Annotated in this window: 10 protein-coding genes; 3 read left to right on the forward strand and 7 right to left on the reverse strand. The window is 66.2% G+C overall.

All coding sequences use genetic code 11. The annotated features are described in order from the left end of the window. The first annotated feature begins 166 nt into the window (after window positions 1-166). Window positions 167-424: a hypothetical protein gene (locus NIBR502771_RS02700; RefSeq protein WP_141158358.1), complete on the forward strand. Its 258-nt coding sequence runs from the start codon at window positions 167-169 to the stop codon at window positions 422-424. A 78-nt stretch (window positions 425-502) separates the two neighbouring features. Here the strand turns inward: NIBR502771_RS02700 and NIBR502771_RS02705 are convergent, their stop codons facing one another. The 4 genes from NIBR502771_RS02705 to NIBR502771_RS02720 all read right to left on the reverse strand — a co-directional run bounded on the left by NIBR502771_RS02705 (window position 503) and on the right by NIBR502771_RS02720 (window position 5,182). Then, a complete protein-coding gene (locus NIBR502771_RS02705) occupies window positions 503-748 on the reverse strand; it encodes a hypothetical protein (protein ID WP_141158359.1) in 246 nt (81 codons plus the stop codon). 162 nt (window positions 749-910) lie between these two features. Beyond that, complete coding sequence (gene hutH / locus NIBR502771_RS02710; RefSeq protein WP_141158360.1) at window positions 911-2,503, reverse strand: histidine ammonia-lyase; 1,593 nt, start codon at window positions 2,501-2,503, stop codon at window positions 911-913. Between the two features lie 2 nt (window positions 2,504-2,505). Next, complete coding sequence (locus NIBR502771_RS02715; RefSeq protein WP_141158361.1) at window positions 2,506-4,203, reverse strand: urocanate hydratase; 1,698 nt, start codon at window positions 4,201-4,203, stop codon at window positions 2,506-2,508. A gap of 151 nt (window positions 4,204-4,354) precedes the next feature. Beyond that, window positions 4,355-5,182 carry an IclR family transcriptional regulator gene (locus tag NIBR502771_RS02720; RefSeq protein WP_141158362.1) on the reverse strand — a complete coding sequence of 276 codons (828 nt, stop codon included), beginning with the start codon at window positions 5,180-5,182 and terminating at the stop codon, window positions 4,355-4,357. A 276-nt stretch (window positions 5,183-5,458) separates the two neighbouring features. Between NIBR502771_RS02720 and NIBR502771_RS02725 the strand changes: the two genes are divergently transcribed. Next, window positions 5,459-6,436: an IS481 family transposase gene (locus NIBR502771_RS02725; RefSeq protein WP_141158363.1), complete on the forward strand. Its 978-nt coding sequence runs from the start codon at window positions 5,459-5,461 to the stop codon at window positions 6,434-6,436. A gap of 14 nt (window positions 6,437-6,450) precedes the next feature. Here the strand turns inward: NIBR502771_RS02725 and NIBR502771_RS02730 are convergent, their stop codons facing one another. Next, a complete protein-coding gene (locus tag NIBR502771_RS02730; RefSeq protein ID WP_246839789.1) occupies window positions 6,451-8,067 on the reverse strand; it encodes an HNH endonuclease signature motif containing protein in 1,617 nt (538 codons plus the stop codon). Window positions 8,068-8,381: 314 nt separating this feature from the next. On the opposite strand from NIBR502771_RS02730, the gene NIBR502771_RS02735 reads away from it, so the two are divergent. Next, on the forward strand, window positions 8,382-9,887 hold the full coding sequence (locus NIBR502771_RS02735) for an amino acid permease (RefSeq protein WP_210411309.1): 1,506 nt from the start codon (window positions 8,382-8,384) through the stop codon (window positions 9,885-9,887). Window positions 9,888-9,946: 59 nt separating this feature from the next. Here the strand turns inward: NIBR502771_RS02735 and NIBR502771_RS02740 are convergent, their stop codons facing one another. Continuing rightward, window positions 9,947-10,876, reverse strand: a complete 930-nt coding sequence (locus NIBR502771_RS02740; protein ID WP_141158364.1) for a hydroxymethylglutaryl-CoA lyase — start codon at window positions 10,874-10,876, stop codon at window positions 9,947-9,949. After that, on the reverse strand, window positions 10,876-12,204 hold the full coding sequence (locus NIBR502771_RS02745; RefSeq protein WP_246839790.1) for a CaiB/BaiF CoA-transferase family protein: 1,329 nt from the start codon (window positions 12,202-12,204) through the stop codon (window positions 10,876-10,878). Before NIBR502771_RS02745 ends, NIBR502771_RS02740 begins: the two co-directional genes overlap by 1 nt. Window positions 12,205-12,304: the final 100 nt, after the last annotated feature.

The raw sequence follows: 12,304 nt of genomic DNA on the forward strand, positions 1-12,304 counted from the left end.
CCCTCCGGACACCCACTTCCATGGTCCTCGATAAGGACCCGCGTCCGGAACGGAACCCTTTGTGACCGTTTCAGCGGCCGGCCAAAGAGCAGTCATCTGACATATAGCGTCCTCAGTCGGTAGAATGGTGAAGCCACACCGGCACGAAACACAGAAAGTTCGGTACATGACTACAGCCCTCTTGGAGCGCGTTCCCGCCGCCCAGACCGCCGAAGGACCTGCCCCCCGGTCCATCAGCCTGGAGTTTTCCACTGCCGGCGAGGTCCACGCCGGACTGGAAGAGTCGGTGGCAGAACTGATCGAAGTTGCAGCCAAGGAGGCTGCCTGCGGAATCCTGGTCACCAGGCTGCACCCGGGACGCTACACGGTGGCCCTGGACGAATCGGTCCCCTTCGGCGAAACCTACGAGTCCATCGCCGCCTGACCAAGACCACAAAAATCCCCGCCCTCCCATTGGGAGTGCGGGGATTTTTTGTTGCTTGGGTTCTTCCCGGCCGGACCGTCAGCCGCGGCGGACCTGCACGCCGTCGGATTTCAGGAAAAGCTGCTTCTCCGCCGGACCTGACGGGCCCGCCGGCACCAGCCAGAGGACGTTGCCGCTCTGCGACACCTCTTCCACCTCCCCCGCAGCCACCACATGCGCATGCTTGATGATCTCGACACGGTCCCCGGCCTGGAGGGCCCTCCAGTTGGAAACCGCGGCGGAATGGGCATTGCGCCTCGACAGGACTGCCCCACGTGCTTTCATTTGAACTTCTACCCCTTTGTATCGTTCTGCCGCCACAGCCTCGTTGATGTGACTTTCACTACATCTTCAGTTCTACTACACTCCCGGAGCCAAGGCGTGCCGTGGCGCCGGATATTCCGCACTGCGGACGCAGGCGCAGCAGGCCCTGAAGATCCTTCGGTTTCAGGCAAGCGGTCCGACGGCGGATTCGGCCGCCGCACGAACGTCACCTGAGGCGACCAGCCGGTCAGCCGCCTCCAGTTCCGGGGACAGGAAACGGTCCGTGCCCGGCCCCTCCACCACCTCGCGGAGCGCTGCCACCACGGCGGTTCCGGCCGGCCCTGGGGTCAGCACGCCGCCCGAGAGCTGGGTGCGGATGTCCAGGGCCCGGGCCGAGGTCACCAGTTCGATGGCCAGGACGCGCCGGAGGTTCTCCACGGCCTTGCGCAGCTTCCGCGCCGCGTGCCAGCCCATGGACACGTGGTCCTCCTGCATGGCCGAGCTCGGAATGGAGTCCACGGATGCCGGAACGGCCAGCCGCTTGTTGTCCGAGACCAGCCCGGCCTGGGTGTACTGGGCGATCATCAGGCCCGAGTCCACGCCGGGATCCGCTGCCAGGAACGCCGGCAAGCCGTGCGAGCGGGCAGGATCCAGCATCCGGTCGGTGCGGCGTTCGGCCATGGAGCTGAGGTCCGCGACGGCGATGGCCAGGTAGTCCAGGACGTATGCCACGGGTGCGCCGTGGAAGTTGCCGTTGGAGCTGACGCGGCCGTCCGGGAGCACCACCGGGTTGTCGATGGCTGCCGCCAGTTCCCGGGTGGCCACCAGCTCGGCATGGTCCACGGTGTCGCGGACGGCGCCGGCCACCTGGGGGGCGCAGCGCAGGGAGTAGGCGTCCTGGACCCTTGAATCCCCCACTTTGTGGGAGGCCACAATGGGCGAATCCGAGAGCACACGCAGCATGTTGTCCGCACTGGCCGCCTGGCCCGGGTGCGGCCGCAGCGCGGCGTGCAGCTCGGGCAGGAACACCTGGTCGGTGCCCAGCAGTGCCTCCACGCTCAGCGCGGCGGTGATGTCCGCCGTCGCCAGCAGCTGGCGCAGGTCCGCGATGGCCATGAGGAGCATCCCCAGCATGCCCTCGGTGCCGTTCACCAGCGCCAGCCCTTCCTTCTCAGCCAGGGTGACCGGCTCTATGCCGTGCTCTGCAAGCAGCTCGGCGACGGGCCGCTCGCCGCGCCCGCCGTACGTGACGCCGTCGGGCCCTGCCGCTTCACCCTCACCCATCAGGACCAGGGCGCAGTGCGACAGCGGCGCCAGGTCACCTGAGCAGCCCAGCGAACCGAACTCGCGGACCACCGGGGTGATGCCGGCGTTGAGGACGTCCACCATGGTCTGCAGGACCACGGGGCGGACGCCGGTGCGGCCGGAGGCGAGGGTCTTGGCGCGCAGGAACATGATGCCGCGGACCACTTCCCGTTCAACTGCCGGGCCCATGCCTGCCGCGTGGCTGCGGATCAGCGATTTCTGCAGCTGGGTGCGCAGCCCGCCCGGGATGTGGCGGTTGGCCAAAGCGCCGAAGCCGGTGGAGATGCCGTAGGCAGGCGTGTCGCTGGAGGCCAGGCTGTCGATGTGGGCACGGACGTTGGCCACGGTTTCGAGTGCATCCGGGGCGATGGTGACCTTTGCGTCGTGGCGCGCGACGGCGAGAACATCCTGGGGCGTGACGCCGGCCGACCCGAGGGTGACAGTGAGCGGTTCGTGGGTAATCGTGGTCATGATTAGTTGCCTTCGTTCATGGGGATGCGGACGCCGCGTTCCTTGGCGACTTCGACGGCGCGGTCGTAGCCGGCGTCGGCGTGGCGGATGACGCCCATGCCGGGGTCGTTGGTGAGGAGGCGCTCGAGCTTTTCGGCTGCGAGGTCTGTGCCGTCGGCGACCGAGACCTGGCCGGCGTGGATGGAGCGGCCGATGCCGACGCCGCCGCCGTGGTGGAGGGAGACCCAGGTGGCGCCGGACGCGGTGTTGAGCAGCGCGTTCAGCAGCGGCCAGTCGGCGATCGCGTCCGAGCCGTCAGCCATGGCCTCGGTCTCGCGGTACGGGGAGGCGACGGAGCCGGAGTCCAGGTGGTCACGGCCGATCACGATGGGCGCCTTGACCTTGCCCTCCTTGACCAGCTGGTTGAACAGCAGGCCGGCCTTGGCCCGTTCACCGTAGCCGAGCCAGCAGATGCGCGCCGGCAGGCCCTCGAACTCGACCCGTTCCTGGGCGGCGTCAATCCAGCGGTGCAGGTGCTTGTTCTCCGGGAAGAGCTCCTTGATGGCTTCATCCGTCACCCGGATGTCTTCCGGGTCACCGGACAGGGCAACCCAGCGGAACGGGCCAAGCCCTTCGCAGAACAGGGGCCGGATGTAGGCGGGGACGAAGCCGGGGAACTCGAAGGCCCGGGCGTAGCCGCCCTTGCGTGCCTCGTCGCGGATGGAGTTTCCGTAGTCGAAGACCTCGGCGCCGGCGTCCTGGAATTCGACCATGGCCTGGACGTGGCGGGCCATGGAGGCCTGGGCCTTCTTGGTAAAGCCTTCCGGGTCCGCGGCTGCCTCGCGGTGCCATTCCTCGACCGTGATGCCCTCGGGAAGGTAGGACAGTGGATCATGTGCCGAGGTCTGGTCGGTGACGATGTCCACGGTGAGCTCGCCTGCGTTGTGGCGGCGCAGGATCTCAGGGAAGACCTCAGCCGCGTTGCCCACGTAGCCCACGGACCAGCCGCGGCGCTCCTCCTTGGCCTTGAGCACCTTGGCGATGGCGGCGTCGAGGTCGGTTTCCACCTCGTCCAGGTAGCGCTTGCCGGCGCGGCGGCGCAGGCGGGTCTCGTCGACGTCGACGATCAGGCAGGCGCCGTCGTTGAGGGTGACGGCGAGCGGCTGCGCGCCGCCCATGCCGCCACAGCCGCCGGTCAGGGTCAGGGTGCCGGCGAGGGTGCCGTTCTCGTCGCCGGTGAGTTTGCGAGCTATCGCGGCGAAGGTTTCGAACGTGCCCTGCAGGATGCCCTGGGTGCCGATGTAGATCCAGGAACCGGCGGTCATCTGGCCGTACATCATCAAGCCCTCGGCCTCGAGCCGGCGGAATTCCGGCCAGGTGGCCCAGTCGCCCACCAGGTTGGAGTTCGCCAGCAGCACGCGGGGCGCCCACTCGTTGGTCCGGAAAACACCCACGGGCTTGCCGGACTGGACCAGCAGGGTTTCGTCCTTGTCCATGGATTCCAGCGTGCGGGTGATGGCGTCGAACGCGGCCCAGGAGCGGACGGCCCGGCCCGTGCCGCCGTAGACCACCAGGTCATCCGGACGCTCGGCGACCTCGGGGTCCAGGTTGTTCATCAGCATGCGCAGGGGCGCTTCGGTCTGCCAGGACTTGGCGGTGAGCTCGGTGCCGCGGGCTGCTTTGACCGGGCGGGCACCGGTGGTGAAATCGGCGGGTGCCATGGTGGGCTCCTTCTTGTGTTGTCTGTTGGAGGAAAGAAGTTCTGTATCCACTAAAGCCCTTTGGAAACGCCCTTCACAGGGCTTTTGGCGGGGAGCTGTCCGGGATGCCAGACGCGATCCGGGCCTGTTGCCCGGATCGCGGTTCACGGCGTTACTTGGTGGGGCGTCCGTGGATCCGGACCGAAAGTTCATCCGCCGCCTTCTGGACCCGGGCTGCCAGCGCCGGCCATCCCTCCGGGGCCAGTTTGTCTTCCAGGAAGGTGACCGCGACAGCGGCGGTGGGCCAGCCCGTGTGGTCGGTGACGGCGGCGGCGATGGATCCGAAGCCGGGGGTGACCTCACCGTGTTCGGTGGCGTATCCGCGCTGCCGCACCCGGTCCAGGTGCGAGGAGAGCGACGAGTACTTCATGATGGCGCCCTCCACCTCATGCCGGGCACTGAAGGCGGCGGTGTTCGGGTAGAGCGCACGGACCTGCGACTTGGGCAGCGCTGCAAGGATGGCCCTGCCGCTGGCCGTGAGATGGCTGGGAAGCCGGACGCCGACGTCGGTCACCAGGGAGGGGCGGTTCTTGGCCCGCTCCTCCACGATGTACAACACGTCCCTTCCATGGAGCACGGCAAGGTGCGCGCTTTCGCCGATGGCGTCCACCAGGCTCGCGAGCAGGGGTCGGCCCAGCCGGGACAGCGGTTCCTGGCGGGAGTAGGCGGAACTGAGTTCGAAGGCGCTGATGCCCAAGCCGTAGCGCTGCTCCTCGTGGAGGTGAAGGACAAAGCCATTCGCCTCCATGACCCCCAGCAGGTGGTACACACTGGAGCGGGGCAGGTCCAGGCTGGAGGCAATCTGCGACGCCGCCATCGGTCCGCGCCTGGAAGCCAGCAACTTGAGGATGCGCAGGGTGTTTTCCGCTGCAGGAACCTTTGAAGGCACCTTGGCCGCGGCGCGGGGTCCCGACGAATCGGTGCTTAGTGCAGTGCTCATAAGCAGGAACGGTCCTTCTCGATAGCTGTGTCCGGTATCCCGTACTTAAGCTTGCGCCCTGGGTGGCGCCGTTTGCTATCCATTGCCCTTCGTTGTGTCTCGGATACCAGACATGGCGCGTCCCAGCGAGCCGGCAATGTTGAACACCGGCACCAGGCGTCGTCCCCTAGCTGTAATTCCCACGGACGTTGTGAACAGCGTGGCGTGATGTAAAGGGCGAGGGCCGCCGGTATCGATTTGGGTTACCACACTCATCTCGATGCCCAGGAGGCCCTCGTGTCCTACGTTACCCATGCCAACGCCGACCTCACACCCAAGGCCAGGGGAAAACTCGCCTGTTTGGTCATCGAGCAGGGCTGGACGTTGCGCCGCGCCGCGGAGCGTTTCCAGTGCTCGCCGGCGACGGCCAAGAAATGGGTGGACCGGTACCGGGCCCTGGGTGAGGACGGAATGGCTGACGTATCGTCCCGGCCGCGGCGCAGTCCCCGCCGGACTCCAGCGCGCACCGAGCGGAGGATTCTGGCGCTGCGGTTTAATCGGCGATGGGGTCCACATCGGATCGCGGCCCACCTTCACATGGCCCGCTCAACCGTTGGCAAGGTCCTGTGCAGGTACCGGATGCCGCGGCTGGGCTGCCTGGACCAGGGAACCGGCCTGCCCGTCCGAAAGGCCGCCCCGCAGCGTTATGAACACGACAGACCCGGGGATCTGATCCACGTTGACATCAAAAAGCTCGGACGCATACCGACCGGCGGCGGGCACCGCACCCTTGGACGGGCCAGAGGGAAGCGAAACCGCCACGCCGGCGTCGGGTACGCCTACCTGCACCACGCGGTTGATGATCACTCACGACTGGCCTATTCAGAGATTCTCGACAACGAGAAAAAGGAAACCGCTGCCGCCTTCTGGCTCCGCGCCGCAGCGTTCTTCGCCGCCCACGGCATCACCATCAAAGCCGTCCTTACCGACAACGGAGCCTGCTACCGCTCCAAAGCCTTCGCAGCTGCCCTGGGCCCGCAGGTCAAGCACCGGCGGACCCGCCCTTACCGGCCACAGACCAACGGCAAGGTAGAACGCTTCAACCGGACCCTTGCCACCGAATGGGCATACGCCAGGCCCTACGTATCAGAGGCCGAACGCGCCGCTTCCTACCCAGGCTGGCTGCACGCTTACAATCACCACAGAACCCATACCGGCATCGGAGGCAAAACCCCCATCAGCCGCGTTCACAACCTCAGTGGGAATTACACCTAGCCCGCCTCCGCGCTTCAGCACGAGAGAACGGGCGCTTCCAGCTCTACGAAGTCCAAAAACAGGTTCCACTCCGGAAAAGGGTCGGCAGGAAGCTGACCTTCCAGTGGGCCGGGGTCGTCGGGGACACCAAGCTCCTCAACAAAGCCGATGTCTTCAAGCGCGCACACGTCCGCCGCCTCGGTTGCTCCTATTGAGGTTTCGCGTTCCGAGGCGCCGCGGAACGAAGCCGGGAGCCATTGCGGCCAGCGGGCTGGTTCTGAGTCCTGCTGTTCGGGGTTGTAGTGGCGCCCTGTGGGTGAGGTCCAGCCTGGCGGCTCATCCTTGGTGGCCGGGTCGGGGATCCATTGGCTGTGATGTTTGAGCCGGTGGTGCTTACGGCAGAGCTGTGCCAGGTTGCTGACGTTGGTGGTGCCGCCGTGTTCCCACGCTTGGAGGTGGTCTGTTTCGTTGTCGGGAGTGCGGTTGGTGCACCCGGGGAACGTGCATTGGGCATCGCACAGCCTGATCCAGCGTTTGATGGCCGGGGTGAGCCGGTAGTTCTTCCTGCCGATCTCCAGCGGCGCACCGTCCCGCGGGTCGACCAGGACCCGGTAGAACGACTCCGCCCCACCGGCGACGAGTTTGCGGGCCATGGACGTCGGAATCGGCCCGAGACCGTCCAGGGTTGCGGGTTCGTCGGTGAGCCCGAGGAGGGCGAACACCGGCACGGTGACCAGGACATCGGCCCTCGACGTGGGGACTTTCCCGATGGCGGTGACTCCTGCGGGTCCCGCGCCACTCTCCCCGCCAAGAGCATTGCCGGCGCCGAGCAGCAGGGATGCGGCGATGTCGGGGCGGAGCTGGGTGAGCGTGCGCTCTTCGCCGGGGCACTGGAGGCCGCGGGCGGTCGCGGTGGTCCGGTTCCAGATCGCGCACGCGGTGTCCCCGGGAAGGTAGAGGGAGACCCAGGCCATGCCATCCTTGTCCGGGGTGTATTCCATCCGCCGATCCGCCACACCCTTTACATGGCGCTTCTCGATCGATTCCGGATGATGGCGTTCCCGCCACCCACGGACCTTGGCCCGGAACCGGGACGGGACCAGCTCGCCGGGGGCCGCGCCGCGGGCAGCATTGGGCGCGGCAGGGTCGAAGAAATGCGCCACCAAAGACGCCGCATCCTCAGCGGTGAGGCTCTCGGTTTCGTCGGCGACGATCCGGGCATGCTGCCACGACATGGTTCCGGCGGAGAGGGCCTCGAACACCGGCGGCAGGGAGCAGATCCGGCGGGACTGCTCCACCAGGGCGCCCGCGGCCGCGGAACTGATGGTGAGGACCCCGGCGATCTCCTCCACCACGGACATTTCCGCGTAGGTGCGGTCATCCACGGACGCGTCCGGCGGGGTCATCGCTTCCTGGAACCCAACCGCGTGGGCAGCATCTCGTGCTTTCACCGCAGCGAGCTGCGCCTCCAACCGGGCAACGAGCTCCAGCCGTTCCAGCCGGAGCTCATACCGCCGCTGCAACACGTCAACATCAGCACCAACGCCGACCCCGACGGCCAGGAAGGCGTCCTCACGGTCCAGCGAATCCAGGGCAGCAACAAAGACGCCAATACCTTCCGACGTCGTTGCCCGGTCTGCGCTGTTTCCCATACCGACATCATCGCGCGACCCACTGACATTAAAACCGGAGCCATTAGCCGCCAAAGCCACCCGGCGCCACGGTGGCCCACCCTTAAAAGCCCGCGTGCCGCCGTCGTACGCGTATCCGCTGCGCAACCTACTTTTCGCACCCCTAATACCCCGCGCGAAAAGGGACCTGCGCAGCGCAAGAACCTATCCGACGCGTAATTGCACTGCGGACAGTCTGGAACCGAAGACACCAAGCCTCCGTGAGCCTCATCACGAAGGGCCTGGAAATGGTCTGCTGGTTAGCGGCTCCCTCCCAAAGACGAGAAGGTAACTCTATGCAACCCACCCCAACCCGGACGCAAAGTCCGGTGGAAACGCAAAAGCCGGCAGCCGTCGTCGGACAAGTCCTCAACAGGGGGCTCAATGTCCGGCACATCCGCTTTATGGCCTTGGGCTCGGCCATCGGCACGGGCCTCTTCTACGGCTCCGCCTCCGCCATCCAGAAAGCAGGACCGGCCGTCCTGCTGGCCTACATTATCGGCGGCGCCGCGGTGTTCATGGTGATGCGGGCCCTGGGCGAGATGGCGGTGCGGCACCCGGTGTCGGGCTCCTTCAGCCAGTACGCAGGCCGCTACCTTGGGCCCCTCGCCGGGTTCGTAACCGGCTGGACGTACGTGTTCGAGATGGCCATTGTCGCCATTGCCGACGTCACCGCGTTCAGCATCTATATGGGATTCTGGTTCCCGCAGGTTGACCGCTGGATCTGGATCCTGGCCGTCATCTGCTTCCTGGCCGCGCTAAACCTGCTCAGCGTCAAGGTCTTCGGCGAGCTGGAGTTCTGGTTCTCGCTGGTCAAGGTAGCGGCCATCGTCGCCATGATCGCCGGCGGCGCGGCCATCATCGTGTTCGGTTTCCAGGCCGCGGACTCCACAGTGGCGCCCGGCCTTGGCAACCTGGCTGGGCACGGCGGGCTGTTCCCCAACGGCTTCGACGGGCTGCTGGCATCCTTCGCCGTGGTGATGTTCGCCTTCGGCGGGATCGAGACCCTGGGCATCACGGCCGGCGAGGCAGCCGACCCCAAGAAGGTCATCCCAAAGGCCGTCAATACCGTCCCGGTGCGCGTGCTGCTGTTCTACGTCCTCACCCTGGGCGTCCTGATGAGCCTCTTCCCGTGGGACCAGGTAGGCACCAGCGGCAGCCCCTTCGTGCAGATCTTCAGCAGCCTGGGCATTCCCGCAGCACCGCACATCCTCAACGCCGTGGTCATCACGGCCGCGCTGTCGGCGATCAACAGCGACATCTTCGGCGCGGGCCGCATCCTCTTCGGACTCTCCAACCAGGGCCACGCGCCCGCCGCCTTCGGGAAAGTCTCGCGGCACGGTGTCCCCTGGATGACCGTGGTCATGATGGCCGGGATCCTGCTGGTGGGCGTGGTCCTCAACGCCGTCATCCCCGAAGACGTGTTCCTCGTTATTGCCTCCATCGCCACCTTCGCCACCGTCTGGGTGTGGGCAATGATCCTGGCGTCTCATGTGGCCATGAAGCGGGAAATCGCAACGAAGGGACTGCCGGCGTCGGAATTCCCCTCGCCGTGGTGGCCGGCCGCGTCAGTCCTGACCATCGCGTTCATGGCGCTGGTGATCGCCGTCCTGGGCGCCTTCGAGGACACCCGGATCGCGCTGTACGTGGGCGCCGTGTGGCTGGGGCTACAGGTCCTGGCCTACCGCCTGTGGATCAAGGGTGACGGACGACGGCGGCCCCACCTTGAGGACGAGACCCCGCCGCTGCAGGTGGTCGGGACCGCAGGGACAAAGGCTTCGGCCGGAAGCAGGCGGGGCTGAGGAAAGCGTCACTGCAACTCCGCCGTTGCGGCGTTTGGCGCAGAGTGTTCCCCCCGGGCCTAGGCAGCCTTGGGGAACACTCCTGCGTCGGCGAGCCCTGAGCGCGGGGCCGTCTCCACTTTGGCGCAGATCCAGCGCCCCAGTTCGGTGGCTGCCAGCGGATCGATCGACGTGGCAAACCCTGCCCGTTCCAACATCCACGCCAAGTCTTCCGTGGAGATATTGCCGGCCGCGCCGGGGGCGAACGGGCATCCGCCCAGGCCTCCCACGGCACTGTCAAAGACCCTGACGCCGGCTGCCATGGCCGCATAGGTGTTTGCCAGTGCAGTGTGTCGCGTTTCGTGCAGGTGGGCCCTCAGCGGCACACCTGTTTCGGATGCCAGGGCAGCAAAGACCTCGTTGACCTGCCATGGGACGGCGCAGCCGATGGTGTCCGCCAAGGCAACCTCGGCCAGCTGACCTCGTTGCAGTGCCCTGCGGACCACCGAAAGAGCCTGCTCTCCAGGCACGTCACCCTGATACGGACAACCGAAAGCTACGGCGGCCGTAACCGTGACGGGAATGGCGGCAGCGGCGGCGATTCCGGATACTTCTTCCAGCGCGTCCAGGGCGGCGGCGACAGTCGTGTTCTGGTTGGCTGCGGCGAAGGCATCGGTCACGGGCAGGACGTAGTTGATCTCGTCCACACCCGCGTCCACGGCCCTGTGCGCACCGCGGGTGTTCAGAACCAGGCCGATGTAGCTGGCGCCGGCATCCCGCGGCACCCCGGCCATGACGGCATCGGCATCCGCCATTTGCGGAACTTTTTTGGGGTTGACGAAGCTCACGGCTTCAATCCGCCTGGCGCCCAGGGCAATCAGATCGTTGATTAGGCGCAGCTTGTCGTGGGTGCTGACCGGAATCTTTTCATTCTGCAGCCCATCCCGGGGACTGACGTCAACGATGGAGACTGAATCTCCGCGAGTACCGGTTCCCGCAATTCCGTTCATCAGATGGCACCTTCGTCCTTGGCATGCTGCAGTTCTTCGTCGTTCAGTTTGAGCAGGCCCCCGTAGACGTCGCTGTTGTGGGAGCCAGGTGACAGCGGCCCGTTCCACGCGATGCCGCCGCTGGTCCGGGACAGCTTGGGGATGACGCCCGGCTGGACCACCGCCCCCAACTGTTCATCGGGAACTTCAACCAGCATCCCGCGCGCCCGGAGCTGGGGGTCTTCGAAGATGTCCTCGATGGTACTCACAGTGCTGTTGGGAACAGCGTGCCGGTCAAGGCACGCCACCAGTTCCGAGTGGTTGAAGCCTGCCGCCCATTCGGCGATCAGTTGTTCCAACGCCTCCTGGTTGACTCCCCGGGAAGCATGGTTGCTGTAGAGGGGGTCGGAAGCCAGCTCCGGGGTGCCCATTGCAGCAGCCAGCCGCACGAACACAGAGTCCTGGTTGGCAGCGATCACCACCCACTTTCCGTCGCTGGAGCGGAAGATATTCGACGGCGCTATGCCCTTCAGCCCGGAACCGCTGGGGCCGGGCACAATACCTTGAGCCGCATAATCGGGAACGGCACTTTCCAGGAGGGAAAAGCATGCCTCAACAAGGGACACGTCCACGACCTGCCCCGTCCCTCCCCTGGCATCCCGCCAATACAAGGCCAGCAGTATTCCCTGCAGCGCATAGAGCGACGCCAGGCTGTCCCCCAGCGAAATGCCCGTCCGTGGCGGAGCCTGGTCCGGGTAGCCGTTGAGGTGGCGCAGGCCGCCGCGGGCCTCTGCCACGGACGCGTAACCCGGCTTGTTGGCATCAGGTCCGGTCTGGCCGTAGCCGGAAACCCTGGCGATGACCAGGCCTGGGTTGCTTTGCCAAAGCACATCGGGGGCGAGCCCCAGTTTCTCGAGTGTTCCAGGGCGGAAATTCTCGAGGATGACGTCGGCTTCCCTGCAGAGTTCCAGGAACAGTTCACGTCCGCGGGGTGACTTGAGGTCCAGCGTCACGCATTTCTTCCCCCTGGACTGGACCGCCCACCAGAGCGTGTGGCCATGCACCCGGGCCCGCCCCCATTCCCGCATGGGGTCGGGACGGTCGGGAGACTCGATCTTGATGACTTCCGCGCCAAAGTCTGCAAGCTGCCGTCCTGCAAACGGGCCTGCGATAAGTGATCCGAGCTCCAGGACACGCACGCCGGTCAACGGGCCGCCGGCCTTTTCCATGGCAGCGCCAGGGGCAGGTGCAGCGCCGGGCCCTGTCCACGACCGTCCGCCAGGTCCAGCGTCTGCGTTCTGCCCGGCGCGCATGCCGTCAGGGGGTGCGGTCTGGGAAGTTTCCACCATCTTTGGGACTCCTGTTCTGACGGCAACCGGTGCCCGGGCCGCGTTGCCCGGCCTGCCGTGGGATCGCGAAGCATCGTTGGCACGACAACTCATATTGTGG

Source organism: Pseudarthrobacter sp. NIBRBAC000502771 (genome assembly GCF_006517215.1).
Taxonomy (GTDB): domain Bacteria; phylum Actinomycetota; class Actinomycetes; order Actinomycetales; family Micrococcaceae; genus Arthrobacter; species Arthrobacter niigatensis.